General features: G+C 47.6%; 12 protein-coding genes. 3 read left to right on the forward strand and 9 right to left on the reverse strand.

Features of this window, described 5'->3' with window-relative positions:
• Positions 1-61 precede the first annotated feature (61 nt).
• Entirely contained in the window at positions 62-1612 is a 1551-nt protein-coding gene (locus ACJJIP_RS00625) for a CocE/NonD family hydrolase (protein ID WP_444946016.1), read from the reverse strand.
• Between the two features lie 327 nt (positions 1613-1939).
• On the opposite strand from ACJJIP_RS00625, the gene ACJJIP_RS00630 reads away from it, so the two are divergent.
• Both ACJJIP_RS00630 and ACJJIP_RS00635 read left to right on the forward strand, forming a co-directional pair.
• Entirely contained in the window at positions 1940-3442 is a 1503-nt protein-coding gene (locus ACJJIP_RS00630; protein WP_020414224.1) for a hypothetical protein, read from the forward strand.
• A 234-nt stretch (positions 3443-3676) separates the two neighbouring features.
• Complete coding sequence (locus ACJJIP_RS00635; protein WP_444946017.1) at positions 3677-5872, forward strand: transporter substrate-binding domain-containing protein; 2196 nt, start codon at positions 3677-3679, stop codon at positions 5870-5872.
• 27 nt (positions 5873-5899) lie between these two features.
• On the opposite strand, the gene ACJJIP_RS00640 is transcribed toward ACJJIP_RS00635, so the two are convergent.
• From ACJJIP_RS00640 to ACJJIP_RS00675, 8 genes are all read right to left on the reverse strand, one after another.
• A complete protein-coding gene (locus ACJJIP_RS00640; protein ID WP_020414226.1) occupies positions 5900-6274 on the reverse strand; it encodes a RidA family protein in 375 nt (124 codons plus the stop codon).
• A gap of 33 nt (positions 6275-6307) precedes the next feature.
• Entirely contained in the window at positions 6308-7336 is a 1029-nt protein-coding gene (locus tag ACJJIP_RS00645) for a Kelch repeat-containing protein (protein ID WP_444946018.1), read from the reverse strand.
• A 49-nt stretch (positions 7337-7385) separates the two neighbouring features.
• A complete protein-coding gene (locus ACJJIP_RS00650) occupies positions 7386-7847 on the reverse strand; it encodes a GNAT family N-acetyltransferase (RefSeq protein ID WP_444946019.1) in 462 nt (153 codons plus the stop codon).
• Positions 7848-8002: 155 nt separating this feature from the next.
• The gene (pepN, locus tag ACJJIP_RS00655; protein WP_020414229.1) at positions 8003-10687 is read right to left on the reverse strand and encodes an aminopeptidase N; all 2685 of its coding nucleotides are present in this window, start codon (positions 10685-10687) and stop codon (positions 8003-8005) included.
• Positions 10688-10910: 223 nt separating this feature from the next.
• On the reverse strand, positions 10911-12251 hold the full coding sequence (gene aptA / locus ACJJIP_RS00660) for an omega-aminotransferase AptA (protein WP_020414230.1): 1341 nt from the start codon (positions 12249-12251) through the stop codon (positions 10911-10913).
• 234 nt (positions 12252-12485) lie between these two features.
• Positions 12486-13049 carry a phosphoribosyltransferase gene (locus ACJJIP_RS00665; RefSeq protein ID WP_020414231.1) on the reverse strand — a complete coding sequence of 188 codons (564 nt, stop codon included), beginning with the start codon at positions 13047-13049 and terminating at the stop codon, positions 12486-12488.
• A gap of 11 nt (positions 13050-13060) precedes the next feature.
• A complete protein-coding gene (locus ACJJIP_RS00670; RefSeq protein ID WP_020414232.1) occupies positions 13061-14410 on the reverse strand; it encodes an NCS2 family permease in 1350 nt (449 codons plus the stop codon).
• 1 nt (position 14411) lies between these two features.
• Positions 14412-15197, reverse strand: a complete 786-nt coding sequence (locus ACJJIP_RS00675; protein ID WP_020414233.1) for an outer membrane protein OmpK — start codon at positions 15195-15197, stop codon at positions 14412-14414.
• A gap of 869 nt (positions 15198-16066) precedes the next feature.
• Between ACJJIP_RS00675 and ACJJIP_RS00680 the strand changes: the two genes are divergently transcribed.
• On the forward strand, positions 16067-16483 hold the full coding sequence (locus ACJJIP_RS00680; RefSeq protein WP_020414234.1) for a VOC family protein: 417 nt from the start codon (positions 16067-16069) through the stop codon (positions 16481-16483).
• Positions 16484-17123: the final 640 nt, after the last annotated feature.

Here is a 17123-nt window from a genome sequence, read left to right on the forward strand (position 1 = left end):
GATCAACAGCGAGAAAAAAGCCCGGCCGGGAGATCTGCCGGGCTTGTTGCGGGAGGGTTTCTTACAAGTGCGGAACTGTCAGGCTGGAAACCTTACTGCTGCTATAAGGCACTGTGATGGTGTAGTTGGTGTCTTCCGGTTTCTTATAGATAGGGCCCTGGGTATCAATGGCCATAACTACACGGTGGCCGGCAGGTACGTTATAGCTGGTAGTAAATAACTCAACTTCGATTTTTTGCTTCTTGCCGGGCTGGTCGGTACGCACTGTAATTGGTGCATGGGTGATCAGGCGGCCAAGGCCAAAGAGGCTGACATCGTAGAGGTGTACGTTGAGTTGAACCTCTTCCTTACTGGGTTCAATCCACATTTCCAGCTTAGGAGCACCGCGGATTTGCAGGGTTTCTGATTGTCTTGGTGACTTGTACTCAATGGCATAGTAACCGTTGATCGCCATCATTGGCGCGTACACTGGGATACCAAAACCTTCGAGGGCATCGGAAATCAATGGGATACCGGTACCAGCAAAGGTATCCCAGCCCCCGTGGAATTCATTACTCCAGCTCCAGCCATCGTACTTGCCGCTCTCCATACTGCCACTGTTAAACATGGTGAAGCGTGGTTGCAGATACCAAGTGGTGCTCTCCTGGGTTACCGGATAGTCTTCATAGTGCTCCAGCTCATTACTGATGCGCACTGTCATATCCACTTTAGGCTCGCGGTTGATGCCGTTGTCTTCGCCTTTCAGGTGGTGATCGAACCAGCGGAAGCTGGTGGACCATATATGGCCATCGTTGCCAGAGAGGGTCTCGGTAATGGCGTGGGTGCCAGGATTCAGCATCAGCTTTTTGGGGCCCTCAAGCAGGGAGTAAAAGTCAGTCATGCTGTTGGGCTTAAACAGATAATCGGCAAAGTTATTAGATACCAGTACTGCAGTGCCGTTTTTGTTCAATTGGTCGATGTAGCTGATAGCCGAACGTTTGGCACCGAACTCGATGACCTGCTCCAAATTCTGACCGCTTCGGAGGTCACCCCAGACCTGTTCCAGTTCAGCTTCTTTGTCGAAAGCAGTAGTAACAAGCAAGCTACCCCAAACCAGGTTAACGGTCTCATTGGGGTAGAGGGCTTCAACCACGTCGGCCCAACCGGACAGGGCAGCTACCGCATCAATCCGAGGGTCTTGTGCTGCGCTTAGCAGGGAAATGCCAGCTCCATAGGAAATACCGGCCATTCCCAGCTTACCTACAGAATAATTGGATTCTAACCAGTCGATCAGAACACCAACATCGGCAATACTGTTCTCCCCGGCTACGTCTACCAGGCCGCCCGAGTGGCCAAAGCCACGAGTGGAGTAGCTCAATACCAGATAGCCATTCTCTGCGAGCTCTTTGGCCTGGAAATGATATTGGCGTTTCTCAAGGCCCCAGCTGTTGGTGAAGATGACGGTGGGGTAGCCCTCTGCAGGTGCTGGGGTTTCAGGCACAAACAAATTGGCATCGAGTACAGTTCCATCAAAAGAGGTAATATCCAGATCGGAAATATATTCGGGTGCCGACCAGGCATGGGCTGACATCAAGGCGCCGCCAAGCAGCGCCAGTAGTGGTGCAGGTTTCATTATGTTTCTCTCATCAAAGCAGATTAATTATTATTTTTTTGACCATTTTTTAGAAAATGGTCAACAGCGCAATATATAGAAGCTTGTCCTCTATTTGTATGCCAGAAGGGCCAAAATTGAGACGTTTGTCTCTTAGTTTGTCGTTATCCCCTCCAGTTTTTCTGCAACTTGACTACTGAATACCCTGTCCGGCAAGTCACAAAAAAATATGAAAGGTGATGTTTTGTGATCAAATTGTTCTTTTTTTAATCAATTAAAAGCGGTAGTGTATGGGCTTCACTATTTGACCATGGAGGGCTTCATTAACAACGACTGGTGGCCCGAACTATGGTTTCTCGCGCAGCTGTTTTTTTAGTACTTTGTTTCGGATTTGTACTGACCGCCAATGCTGCTCCCCGCTACCTGGGGGAGGAAATTTGGTATGAAGTGGATAGTGAAAATTTTCGAGTCATTACCGATGGTGATCCCAAAGCGGTAAAGACCCTGGTCGCTGACCTGGAACGCTATCGCGCAGTGGCTACAGAGCTTCTGGAGGTAGATCCAAATACCCCAAAACTCACCATTTATGCGGCGGGGGACAGGGATACTTATGCTGGATTGGTGGGTGCTGAACTAGCTGAAATGACTAATGGCCTGTTCGATACTTCCGCCGAAGGTAGCTATGCCCTGGTGAATCTGGATGGCCGCAGCATAAAGAAGCAACTTAAGGCCCGTGAATTCCTTTTCCACGAGTACACTCACTTCCTTTCCTATAACGGCAATACCATCCACTTCCCCTATTGGTACAGCGAGGGCTTTGCCGAGTTTATGGCAACCATGTCTTTTCCCAAGAAAGGCCGCTATGAGCTGGGTGAAATCCCGCAGGAACGCGCCCAAACCTTGATGTATGCAGGCCTGATGCCCCTGGATAGGCTCTTGCGTGCAACTGTTTATAACACCGATGCCGAGGAGAAAGCCGATGTGTATGCCAGCGGTTGGCTCTTGTCCCACTGGCTGATGATGGAGGGAGATAAGTCGGAAGAATTTAAGCAGTTCGTCAAAGCCTATAACGACGGCGCTGACCCGGTGAAATCACTGGAGAAGGCCCTGGGCATGTCGGTTAAAGAGCTTGAAAAAGCATATGTTGCTGCGTTCGATTCTGGTGAATATGAAGTGGTTAGTGGTGAGATCCCCGCGCACTTCAAAGAGGCCAAGCCTAAAGTCAAACGTCTGCCCAAGCGTGAATCCGTGAATATCCTGGCCGGGTTTATCGCCCAGTCTGGTTACAACCTGCAGGCCCTGGATGACCTTCTTTCCTATGCGTACCACGCGGGCATTTACAGCACCCAACTGGCCGCTATTAAAGCCAGTGCGGATCTGCGCATAGGGGATTTCCCCCAAGCCAGCCACTTACTCGCCAGCGTGCCTCGCAGCGATCGCCAGCAGCCCTGGTACTTGAGTGCGCACGCGTGGTTGACGGTTAACCAACAGGCTACGGTTCCAAACCATGCGCGTGACCTTCGCAGTCTGAAAAAATCCCGTGAGGAATTTAAATACCTGGTAGACAAAGAACCGGAAAATGCCTCCCATTGGTTCGGCCTGGCAATGGCTATGGAAATGCTGGGTTACCCCCGGGAAGAGTATTTGGAAAAGCTGGAGCAGGCCTATATTCGTGCACCTCGTGAGCTGCATATTGCCCAGTGGCTGGCTGAAGAGCTATACCAACAGAAAGATGCGGAGTACTTTGCGAAAGTGGCAAAACCGCTGATGTTCGAACTCCCTGATGAGGATGAGAACAAACAAATAAAAATGAGATTGGCGGAGCTACAGGGCAAACCTAAATCCATCTAATAAAAATAAGAGGCTCATCGAATAAGAGAGGGCTTGTCACTCCGTGTAAGAGACAACCTACATTCGCCAACGTATATTTGCCCGGCAATTGAGTTTGCCGGGCTTTTTTTTGGGGGGATCTTTCACCCTAAGCTGGTACGATTTACCTAACAGCGGCCGCTCCAGATGGCGAAGCGCAAACTGCAGCGCGCAGGAAGCGTAGTACGATGCCTAATAAAAGCTAAAAGGTGCACTGTGCAAAGAAGATTGCTTTTTATTTTCCTTTTACTGACCTCACTATTTCTGCTTTTAGGTTGTGAGCAGCGACAGGCCTCTGTCGATGACACTGCCGACACTGATCTGGCAATTTCCCAACAGCCTGCGCCAAATCAGCAGCAAACACAGCTGGTAGAAGCTCCGGTTTTTGAAAACTATGTAGACCTGGGGGATATGCCTGCTTTGAAGGAGAGAGGCGTCCTGCGTCTGCTTGCGCCGAGGGGGCCCCAAGAGGGCTCGCTGCCGCGTATTGGGCTACCTATGAGTGAATGGAGGGAGTTAGCGGAAAAGTTTGCCCACAGTCGGGGCCTTCAACCTCAATGGGTGTATGTGGACAACTTCGCGCAACTGATTCCGGCACTTATTGAAGGTCGTGGCGATGTCATTGCCAGCAATTTTTCCCGAACGCAGGAGCGAAAGGCTGTGGTTTCCTTTACACGCCCCCTGCAGTTTGTCAGTGAGTTATTGGTAACCCGGCGGGATAATGGGTTACAACCCGTGCCGAATAGGCCATTACAGGTTGCTGTGAGGCGTGGCAGCGCCTTTGCTGAGACGTTGATTCATAGCGAGGATGCGCAGAATTATAAAGTTACCTATCTGGATGGCCCGGTAGAGCATGAAGAGCTGCTAACCGCCGTAGCCGAGGGGAGATATCAGGCGACTGTCATTGACAGCAACCAGGTTAATGCGTTTCTTCCAGCTTATCCACAACTGACCAGTAGTTCCAAGCTCAACTCTGAACGAGCTATCGCCTGGGCGGTGCGACGTGATTCTGTGGCCCTCCGTCGAGAACTGAATGAATTTTTTACGGCTGAATTGGTATTGGCCAGCCAGAAGAGGGAGCAGGCTCTGCGTGATTGGCAGGAGATCCTGGAGAGTGGAACCTTGAGAGTGCTCACTCGTAATCATCCCGCCTCTTACTTTATTTGGCGCGGTGAATTAATGGGGTTCGATTATGATTTACTGAAGAAATTTGCCCGTGATCATAAGCTGCGTCTCAGCATGATAGTGCCAGATCCGGATATGGACCTAGCTGATGCGCTACAGGCAGGAATGGGAGATATGATTGCAGCATCTCTCACAATTACCGAGGGTCGGCGTCAACAGGGGTTAGTATTTTCCCGACCAGTTATGGCAGTCAAGGAGTTGTTGGTGGCCGGTCCCCAAGGCGCAAGTGAAAATAACAACTTGACACTGGAGGAGTTGCTGGCCGGGCAGATAGTGGCGGTAAATCCGCAAACCAGTTATCACGATAGCCTGGTGAAATTACTGCAAAAACAGCATGCACAGGAGCTGCTACCACTACAGATAAAACGTATTGAAGGCGTTACAACGGAATTTCTCATTGATTCTGTGGCCAGCGGAGCTTTCCCCTACACTGTTGTCGATTCACATCTCGTGGCAATTGAAAGCACTTATCGTAACGATTTTAGAGTAGTCGGCGAACTTCCTGGTGATCGCGATATCGCTTGGGCTGTTCGTGCTAAGCAACCGGTGTTATTGGAGCACTTGAATACGTTCTTAGAAAAACATAATCGTGACCTGTTTTTCAATGTTACCTATAACAAGTATTTTAAAGAACAGAAGCGTATCCTTAAGCATCAGGGACAGCGCCTGCGCAGCACGGATGTATTATCGCCATTTGATCCTATAGTGCAAAAATATACTCAAAATACTGACCGCGACTGGCGAATGGTGGTCGCGCAAATGTATCAGGAAAGCCAATTTAATCCTCAGGCACGTTCATTTGCCGGGGCCCAGGGGTTGATGCAGGTACTTCCTCGCACAGCCCGCCAGCTGGGTATTGGTAATTTATATGATCCGGAAAATGGCATTCGAGCAGGTGTATCCTACCTGGATTGGCTGGATGATCGCTTCCCGCAAAACCTACCTCTCGACCAGAAAATCTATTTCACCCTGGCTTCCTATAATGCGGGCCATGGTCATGTGAGAGATGCCAGAAATCTTGCCCAGAGGCTGGAACTGGACCCTAACCAGTGGTTTGGGCACGTTGAGGAGGCCATGCTACTTTTGTCTCAACCTGAGTATTATCGAAGCAGTCGATTTGGCTATGTGCGTGGTAGGGAGCCGGTAAATTATGTGCGGGAAATCAGGGACAGATATATTGGGTACCTAGGTGTTGAGCGTAACCAGTACTATATGGATACACAATAGCAGCCCCTGACCTCCCCGCAGAACGGTTTATGCTATTGCCGCTACCGCTTCAATTTCTATTTTAAGGTCTGCATGCACCAGATTGGAAACCTCTACCAATGAGCAGGCGGGATAGTGACTGTCATAAAAAGAAAATAACTCCTCTCGGATTATACCTAATTTGTCTATCTCTTTTATAAAAATTGTAAGCTTAATTAGGTCTGACTTAGTAAGCCCTTCATAATCCAGAACTTTTTTTAATTGAGAGAGAATTTCTCGTATTTGCTCAGTTAAGTCTTCAGCCTGAGCGTCAGTACCCATGGCCGTAAGGCCGGAGATATAAAGACTCTTTTCATGAATGACTGCATGAGTCATTGGGCCTTTTGGTTTTGGTAGGAAAGGGTAATCTCTTCTACTTAACATAGTTCTTCCTTCGGGATCTAGTGATAAAATCAGTTATTCTCTCCAGCTCAATTTTACCATGGAACCAAGTGTATCCTGTGGGCCTACTTTGGCGGCGCCGCCAATAATATAGAGGTTGTTACCTATAGTAGCGGCGCCATGACCATGACGTGTTTCATTGAGTTTCGCTTCTTTACCCCACTGATCGCTGAGTGGATCATAGATCCAAATAGCACTGGATACCGTACCTGTCTTCCAGTTGCCATTAGGGCCAAATGCCTCCCCTCCGGTAACGACGATTTTTCCGTTAAGTGGCGTTGCAGTAAGACCAGCAAGTGCTTGTGGCAGTGGCCTTATCTTTTCCCATTTGTCAAGATTGGAGTCATAAACTTCAAAATACGAAAGATTTTTAGCTTTTTTTGTGCTGTCGCCAACCTGCCGACCACCCACAACATAAATTCTGTTATTGAGACCTGCACCTGCTGCTGAGTTCCTATTGATACTTGGGGGTGCCGCTGTTTCCCAGTGTTTATTATCAACTAATAGATAGTGCTTTTTGCTGTCTCGGTTTTTGGATTCAGAATTGGGGGACTTTCCACCAATAACATGGATTTTCTCCAAGAGTGAGACATGCACACTTTCCGCTATTGGTACTGGAAGTGATGGTGCAGAGCTCCACTGCTCTTTTGCCTCGGATAGCCTCCAAACAGTCTTTTGGGGCTGCCAGGCGTTCCCTTTTTTTCCAGTGAATCCACCAATAGCGTATAGGTATTTTGAGTTGCTGGCCATTCCGAGGTGGTGCCTCGGAGCGGGAAGTGATGGTCCAGTTCGCCATTTTTGCAGTTTAGGGGAAAAAATGTAGTTCTCCTCTGACGGAGAAAGGCCGAAAAAAGCGGGAGTGGTTGACGGAATAAAGCCACCGGCAACATAGATTTCATTATTAAAGACGGCGGGATAAATTTCTTGTATAGGCGTTTTCAGCCCGGGCATTTGACTTAAAAAAGGAATTGATTTCTCAATTGCTAACGAGTTGTTAACACTGATCCCAGCAAACACCAGAGGTGAAAATCCTGTGAATTTCAAAAAATCTCTTCTGGAAATAGGCATAATTATTATTAATAGATAATGGTATTTATAATTTTTTACAGAAAAACAAGCTGTGTGGGTCTCTTTTATAGTTGGCAAACGGTGCACAAGGCTCAAAACCATACCGCTGGTAAAGTGCCACTGCGGGTGCAAATGCTGCGCCGCTTCCGGTTTCCAGCTTAACTTCTTTATAGTTCCGAAGCCTGGCTTCTTTAAGTATTTCTTCCAGTACTGCCTTGGCAACGCCAATACGCAGGAAGGACTGACTAGTTTTCATCGATTTTAACTCCCCTTGGAATTGTGCGATTTCCTTGAGGGCTCCACATCCGGCCAGAGTTCCATTAATACGTGCACTCCAGAAGGTAATGGTTGAATCCTGCAAGGCTTTTGGGTCCAATGCATGAACACTTTCAGCTGGGGAGTGCCTATACATTTCCTGTAGGTGAGAGTTCAAGAGCTTAGCAATAGCTCCATCAACAAGATTATCTTTTTCTACAAAAATTTTCATACCTGAAATCCTTTACCTTTTTCAGGGAGTGTACCGCTAGATATAAGCTGAGGACTAATTTTATATCAGTTCGATAATCCAATTGAATAAAAAAGGGCTCTGAGAGCCCTTAAAATAATTTTAGCTGGCAAGTTGTGTGATTAGGGTCAACCTTGCTACCGTTTTACTAAAGCCTGCCCCATTTTGATGCAACGCTCGCTGGTATAGCGATGATTTTTTAATGCCTTGACCAGCGTAGGTTTGAGCTGTTGTTTTTCCTTCAGAGTATCGCTAAGTTTTTGGGCGCCTTCTTTCGAGCACATAAGGGGGAGCATATATGCATAGATACTAATTAACTCTGAGGAATCTTCATTATTGATCTGATCTAAAGCTGAAAATATTCGCTCGCTATTAGTGTTGAAAAGCTCAATCTGTTCTGAGGTAAACAGAGATGAAGTGGCTGTACGAAGTTCGCTCAACTTGAACTTATCTCTATTTAGGATCAAGTTATCTAACCATTTCTGTTTAACTGCCGGTGAGGGCCTAACGGCTTCAGCCGCTATAGCATTGAGCTTTGATCGGTCAGAGTTGTCTTGTTTCAACTCTCGGGCAATGGCTTTTTCATAGTCGGCAAAAAGATAACGGTTCTGCAAGCTTATTAGTTCCCAGCGCATATCTGGATCTAGTTTTAAACCTTTAACGGAGAGCTCCCCCATTAACAACTGTTTGGCATTATCCAGTGCTGCATTAGAGTGGGCTACATTGGTAAAAGTATCAAACCAAACTTTCTGCTGGTCACTACTGCTGGCCGCTTTTTGAAGTTGTGTCCAGACAAAGTCTTCGATCGCCTGTTGTAGTTCGTTGCGGCGCTCTTTTCCGACCGGAATTTGGTTAAGGTAGCTGTAGACAAAACTTAAATAGCGGGCATTGAGCCGGATGGCGTTAATATCCTGTTCCACTGCGCCATTGCTGATAATAAAGCTGATATATTCATCTAAAGGAAGTTTTGTATCATAAGTGCTATCAAACAGACTTTGCCACATCATAAGACGAGCAAAAGGCTGCTGGATAGCATTAATATGCTGAGCCATATTCTTCAGCGTTACCGAATCCAGATTTACTTTCACAAAAGCCCAGTCCCCCTCATTGGGGTAGAGAATTTGCGGGCAGGGCAGCCCTTTGGCATCTTCCACATTAGTTTTGGCACCACTATATAGTACTGGCAAGGTGGCGAAGCGCTTCATATTTTCGCCATCCATACGATAGAGGCCAAGTTGCGTACGCTGTTCTCGTAAGGTGGGATACTCTTGCGGTGCAGTCTGAGTGAGGGTCAAATGACTAATCTGGTTATTTTCACATTGAAAGCTGGCTTCGATGGTATTGAGACCAGCTTGGTAAAGCCATTGCTGTTGCCAGATATCTAAATTAACCCCGGAGGCTTTTCCCAGATGCCCCATGAAGTCGTCAAGTGTTGAGTTTTGGTAGGAGAGCTCTTTCAGGTAATTGCTGACCCCTTTACGGAACTCCTCTTTTCCCAGATAGTAGGGTAGCTGCTTCAACACCGAGCCACCTTTACCGTAGGTAATACCATCGAAGTTGGCAAAGGCTTCATCAGTATTCTTGACGGGCAGCTGGATAGCGTGGGTGGTGGGGCGTTGATCCGAGTGGTAGGCCCACTGTTTGGTACCCAGATAAAAATTCTCCCAGGCATTGGTAAACTCACTGTTCTCCGCCAGGGCCAGGTTAGCCATATAAGTGGCGAAACTCTCATTGAGCCATAGATCATCCCACCAGTTCATGGTTACCAGGTTGCCAAACCATTGGTGAGCCAGCTCATGGGCAATGACATTTGCCAGGCCCATACGCTGTGCCTGGGTTTTTTCCCCGCGTGAAACATAGGCGTCATTAAAAGTAACTGAACCTACGTTTTCCATGGCACCGGCGTTAAAGTCAGGAACAAGGATCTGGTCGTATTTTTTGAAAGGGTAATCTATTTCAAAATATGGCTGGAAGAACTCAAAGGATTGCTTGGTAAAAGTAAACCAATCTTCGGTTTTAACATACTCTGCCAGGCTTTGGCGGGCCATCAGGCGTAGTGGTATGCCGGCAGCATCATCTTCCCAGATATGGTATGGGCCTGCATGAAGAGAAAAAATATAGGAGGAAAATTTTTGCGACTGAGGGAAAAACCAATGCTTCAGCTCTCCTTGCTCCTCTACTCGACTTTCCCTCTCCGCGCTGATAACTACCCAGTCTTTTGGAGCAGTAACATCCAGAGTGTAACGAGCTTTTAGATTTGGTTGATCGAAGTGTGGGAAAAGCCGGTTGGCATCATAGGGCTCAAAGTCAGTATACATATAGACTTTGCCATCTTTTGGATCTTCGAAGCGGTGTAGTCCGGAGCCATTATTGGAATAGGGGTGTTGATAGTTCACTGTAATTGCGTGCTGTCGATTTGGCAGGTGCAATATGGGAACGGTAATGAAGTGGCCGTTATATTCGAACGGAGTTTCTTTGCCATCAACTTTTACCGATTCGACTTTACCACCGGCAAAATCAATAGTGAGAGGCTGCTGTAAAGCTTTTTTGAACTGGATATCAGCGTGTACGGTACCAAAATAACTTTCACCAGTACCATCCAGGTTGACACTCAAGCGGTAATCAACCTCGACCACCTGTTGTTTACGTAATTTGGCATATTCTTCAGAGAGGCCCGATATATTGGCCCTGTGTACCGGCACATAAGTAGTTTCCTTCTGTGCTTGTAAAGTGCTGGATTCCTGGCCGCAGGCGGCCAGTATAGCTGTGCATAGCAGAGCAGCAGTGAGCTTGGGCGGCATCAGCTTACTGGTTTTGATCATTGTATTCTCACGTCTTACTTTTTGTTGCTTTTGTTTTACGAATAGTAGGTGTTCCGCTCATTCCAGCATGTGTGATATAGCTAGGGCCAAATTTTTTTTGGGAGCGCCAAATGTCATTGTACAAGGGGGGTAGTTATTACAGTTCCAGCAGCCAGGGTTGTGCGCTGAGGTGTCGGACTTGTGCGGTAGGCTGATGAGGAATAAGGTCAATGTTGAGAAAGGGCTATTTGCCATTGGCTACTTCGAGGATGGATTCTGCTAGGGCATTGACTAAACCATCGATTTCCTCGCTACTGGAAATGAAAGGCATTCCCAGTTGAATCGTGTCTCCTCCATAGCGGATATAGAAGCCCTTACTCCACATTTTCATCGCAATTCGAAAGGGGTGCAGTAGAGGCTCACCAGGAGCAGGTTGAATGGTTAGGCCCGCGGCCAGTCCGCAATTGCGGATATCATGGATCAGGGGGAGTCCTTTGAGCTGGTGAATATACTTCTCAAGCTCATAAGCAAGTTCGGCGGACCGTTTGAACAGGTCCTCCTGCTTGAGGATATTCAAAGTTGCCAGCGCAGAGGCACAGGCTACAGGGTGGCCTGAGTAAGTGTAACCATGGGGTAATTCAAGTTGATAGTCTGGCCCCGCTTTTTCCATAAATGTATCGTATATACCCTGCTGTACTGCGACGGCACCCATAGGAAAAGCGCCATTGGTAAGCTGTTTAGCGGTATTCAGAATATCCGGCACAACCCCGAAAAACTCGGCTCCAGTGGCTGTCCCCATTCTGCCAAAGGCGGTGATAACCTCATCAAAAATCAACAATATCTGGTGTTCGTTGCAGATATCGCGCAGGCGTTGCAAATAGCCCTCAGGGGGTGGAAGTACACCGGCCGAGCCGGCCATAGGCTCAACAATTACCGCTGCTATATTGCTGGCATCGTGCAGGGCAATTAAATCGAGTAACTCATCAGCTAAATGTGATCCCTGTTGTGGCTGTCCACGGCAAAAGCGGTTATCTGGCAAAAGGGTATGTGACAAATGGTCGGAATCGAGTGTGGGGCCAAACATTGCCCGATTGGCACCTATACCACCCACGCTGATTCCACCGAAATTAACCCCGTGATAGCCTTTTATCCGACCGATAAGCTTGGTTTTTGCCGCTAAGCCCCTTTTGCGCCAATAGGCGCGAGCAATTTTCAATGAAGTTTCTGCGGATTCTGAGCCCGAATTAGTAAAAAAAATACGGTTCAGGCCCACAGGCATAAATTGGGTGATTCGCTCAGCTAGTTGAAAAGATAAAGGGTGGCCAAACTGAAATGCAGGGGCATAGTCGAGAGTTTTTAGTTGGCGATTAATTGCCTCGGTAATCTCTGGACGATTGTGTCCAGCGCCACAAGTCCAAAGCCCCGAGAGCCCATCAAAGATTGGACGACCATCGGCACTGGTGAAGTAACAGCCCTCAGCAGCAATGATTATTCGGGGATCCCGTTTAAATTGACGGTTGCCTGTGTAGGGCATCCAATGGGAATCGAGTTGTGTCTGGGTTAGCCCTGCGAGTTTGTCGTTCATTTTTATTTTCCGACTTCTGCTCTATTAAATTAATTCTGGACCAAATTTTCTATTTAATAAATTGCCTGAAACTAACTTTAGTTTCATAAGCGGACGCTATTAAGAAAGGTTTGGAGTATGGGCGTGGTGGGGTAGGGCTTGATTGCCGCTGGGAGGCACTACTGGGAGGTTAGGGGGGCAGGTGTTGCAGGGAAGTAAAAGATCCGGGGGCTCGGCCCCCGGTCTTGGCCGTGGTTAAACGGCGGTGGCAATCCGGTCTACATAGGGCGCCAGTTCTGGTTTGTTCTCCAGGATTTCTTCCCTGGAGAGGCCGTCAATTTCATGTGGGAAAACCAGCCACTCTTCAGTTTTGTGGATAAAGTAGTCTGGCACACGTTTAGCCTTATTGTTTTTAGGCTTGTAGTAAGGTGTGGCAATTCGAATTTCCGGTGTATTCTTTTTACAGGCCGCACGCAGATCTTCGATAGTTTGCTCAATACTCAGGCCAGAATCGTGCACATCGTCCACGATTAATAGGGAGTCGTGTGACTCAAGGCGCTTGATCAGATAGTTTAAGCCATGAACGCGAACCTTCTTGTCACGCTCGCCGATGCCGAGGTAGGACGAAGTCCGGATTGCGATATGGTCTGCATCCACACCCATCACGTGCAGCAATTCCTGTACTGCGATACCAACCGGAGCGCCACCACGCCATACACCGACAATATAATTGGGGCGAAAGCCGCTTTGATAGATCTGTTCCGCAAGCGCGTAGGAATCCGTTAAGAGTTGCTGTGCGCTGATAAAGTGCTTTTTCATCTATGTACCCCTCAGAAAAAGGCGAACTTGGCAACAAAGAGTGCCGCTAACACGTAGACACTGATACTGACGTCTTTACTGCGCCCACTCAGTGTTTTAATGACTGCGTAGGCGATAAAGCCCAATGCAATACCGTGGGCGATAGAGAAAGACAGCGGCATCATAACCGCAGCAATCACTGCTGGGGCGGCTTCAGTGATGTCATCCCAATCGATAGAAGACAGGCCGGAAGTCATCAGGACACCAACGTACAGCAGAGCCCCGGCGGTTGCATAAGCGGGAATCATGCCGATCAGTGGTGAGAAGAAGGTTGCCAGCAAAAACAGTACGGCACAAACCACAGCGGTTAGACCGGTGCGTCCACCAGCAGTGATACCAGCGGTACTCTCTACATAACAAGTGGTGGTTGAGGAGCCTAAAACAGAGCCGACCACAGAGGCGGAGCTGTCGGCCATCAGGGCTTTGCCCATACCCGGAAGCTTACCGTTTTTGTCCAACAGCTTGGCCCGGTCAGAAACACTCAGAAGGGTGCCTGCGGTATCAAACAAGTCTACAAACAGGAAAGCGAAAATTACGCTGATCATGCCAACTTCGAAGGCACCGGCAATATCCAGTTCGAGGTAGGTGGGTGCCAGGCTCGGCGGCGCGGATACCAGGCCAGTGAACTCAACCTTGCCGATTGCCAGCGCAATAATTGTTACGGCGAGAATACCGATCATCACGGAGCCGAGCATACGGCGGTAAGAGAGGGCCACGATAATAAAGAAGCCCAGAGCTGCGAGCATGGCTTCAATAGATTTGAGATCCCCGAGTGTTACCAGAGTAGCCGGGCTCGCAACAACAATACCTGCGCTTTTCAAAGCGATAATGGCCAGGAACAGGCCAATGCCGGCGGCAAGTGACTGCCGTAGGGAAAGAGGAATACTGTCAATAATCCATTCCCGCAACTTAAAGATACTGAGTAGCAGGAATACCACCCCTGATATAAACACTGCACCCAGGGCCACCTGCCAGCTGTAACCCATCTCGCCGACTACTACGTAGGCGAAGAAGGCGTTTAGTCCCATTCCAGGTGCCAGGGCAATTGGATAGTTAGCGTAAAGTCCCATAATCAGGCAACCAATCGCTGCGGCCAGGCAGGTCGCCATAAATACGGCGCCTTTATCCATGCCGGCAGCCGCCAGGATATTGGGGTTTACAAAAATGATGTAAGCCATGGTTAGGAATGTGGTAACGCCGGCAATCACTTCCCGACGAACATTCGTTTGGCGCTCGGACAGCTTAAACAGCTTTTCCAGCAGAGGGGCCTGGGAGATGCCAGACCCTGTGGTCGCCGATGTTTGGATATCAGTGGGTTTCATATCAGAAGTGGTACTTTACTAACAGGTTTACGTTACGCTCATTGGAATCAACCCCGAAGGAACCATCTTTGATTCCAAACTTGTCATTCCAATGTACATATTCGATACCGGCATATAGGGCTTTAGGCTCGCCCCAATTGGCACCTACATCCCACTTCAGCTGAGAAGTAAAGTTCATGCTGGGGTGTGCATCCTCAGAAGCACTGGTCCAATCAATAAAGCCGTCATACACGAAGCTGGCATCACCCAGGCTAAACGGCATGGCCCAAACGAGGGTCAGCTGTTCGTTGCTGGCTTTGTCGTCGTTGTCGCGGCGATATGCATTCACTTGCACAAAGGAGAATCCTGGAACTGCCACATCGAAACCAAGGCCTACAAGGGTATTGGTGAAATGCGGGCCGGTAGCAGTGAGGCCGTCCGGGTCATCCATATTGCCCAGTTCAACGGTGGAAGCTACTAGTACGTCGGTCACAGGTCCCCAGGCCAGCTCACGGCCACTGAGCTTCCCCAGGCTTAGGCGGGGTGAAATTTCAGCGTAAAGTTCATTGGAACCTTCTTCTGAGTCCAGGTAGTCGGCAAAGATAAATAGATCGCCCCAACTATGGCCGCTGGCGTGCTCAAAAGTTACTACGGAACGCTCGGAATCATCCGTCGAAAGGCTGTAGTTCACTTCATAGTTGCGGCCATACAGCAGGCTCAGACTGTTGTCGCTCCAGGTCATTTCAGCTTGGGCAGCTACAGACAACAGGCCGGTAGCCATTAGTAGCAGGGGCTTGGTTGGTTTCATTCTATTACCTCTGTTACGGCGACAGGCGGAAACCGCACTGGCGGCCGACATTCCGGTCGGCGGAGTTGGTTAAAAAATAGTCGCGGAATGTACCAGAATTTACCGACTGTTTTCCAGTATTTTTTTTGCAGCATTTGCGGCTTTAAAACAGAGGGAAAGCAAATCTGTACCAACGAAATCCGTAATAGAAAAATAAAGTTATCTTTTACTGCTCTCACATACGAGGAGTGGAAAAAAGGTCTAGTGAGGAGTTGGTCTGATTACCAGGGTAGTTAGGTTCGCGGTGATTGATTCAGGTCTTGACCAGCTGGTTTCATTTGTAAAGGTTCATAGAGTAAAAGCACCAAGTTGGTGCATTTATGAATAGTTTCTTTACATAAAGGAAGGAGGAGGGATTTTTGGCCGAGATTCTATAGAAGTTCCCATCAATTAGGGGCTGCCCTTTTGAAATATAAATATTGGTGGGGAGATTGACTTAGAATTCTTTAGTGAAGACTTTATCGGTTATTCCTCGAAACACTTGTGTTACAGTGCACCCCTCATTTAGGAGGATTTTTCAAAGCTTGTTTATTGGCTGTGACCTAGATTTAGTTGCCGGTGATTTTTTGATCATAGGTGGTCTCTGCGCTTACCACTCCTTATAAATAGATGCGTATTTGCAGACGTAAAGAGTGGTTGAAAGCTCTGATTATCCTCCCAGGTGAAAGTAGCTATCGTTGTACTTCGCCTGGTCAAATAAAAAAATGGGGTCAATTGGCTCCGAGTGTGTATATCGGTTGCTCAAGTAATCTAATCATTTTGACATTGGCTTATGACTATATGGTGTCAACTTGTTAGGTAGTAAGGGGCGATCAGTAGTGGGAGGCTATATGAAATCCAATTGTCTGCATCTTGCAATTCCTGCAGGAGATCTGGAGACGGCAAAGAAGTTTTACTGTGATGTTCTGGGGTGTAAAACTGGCAATAGTGAAGAAGGGCGCTGGGTAGATATCGACTTTTGGGGTAATGAACTAACCCTTCACCAAAGCGAAGAAAAATTGCCGAACGTGCGCCACAAAGTGGATATGGGCGAAGTTGCAGTGCCTCACTTTGGCATTCATCTACCAGATGATGAATTCCAAGCCTTAAAAGGTCGTATCGAGGCCGCCGGCCTCGAATATCTGGATAAGCCCTATCGCCGTTTTGTCGGTAATGAATATGAGCAGGAAACCTTCTTTATCGAAGATCCAAACGGAAATGTTTTGGAGATGAAGACTATGGTGAATCCGGAGCTGATGTTTAAATAGAGTTCAGCTTGCTCTCAAAGTATAGAGCTAAACCAGCTCGATAAGATTAACTGTCGGGCTGGTTAAAAAATTCTCTTTCTGGCAGATTGCCAATCTTTATACATTCTCCTACTTCTCAAGTTCATAGCCAACTTGTATTTCTTTAGAGGGAGCCTTGAAGTGATCTTCATTAGGTTGTCTAGCGAATAACTATAAGGTAGTGGTCTGGGTTTGATTCGTGCATCTATAGCAGTAAACCAACTTAATATATCTTATCCACTAATAAGGGGCTGACTTTCAAAATAAAACTAATCTATTCCACCTTGATGAATGCACTGGCTATTTAATGGCGTTAAGTAAGACGGCCACTTATATTGTGTAAGATCAAATGGATTTTCTTTAATACCTTAGTGTAATTCTTGCAGCTGAGCTAAGTCGAAATACCGGTATGTCTCTTCAACCAAGATCTTAGTGTTAAAAAGACTATTACTGATAGGTAAGTCATCCATTGTATGAACATCAATAATAAAATTAAAATACCCACACTTTAAAAGTGACAGTGGTAAACCATTAAAACCCCAACGATTTGAATATAACCTCAAAAAATTAATTCCTGAGAAAAGTTCTCGTTTCCCATTCTTTATAGGCTTCTCAATTGAGC

The sequence above is a fragment of the Microbulbifer variabilis genome, assembly GCF_052467165.1.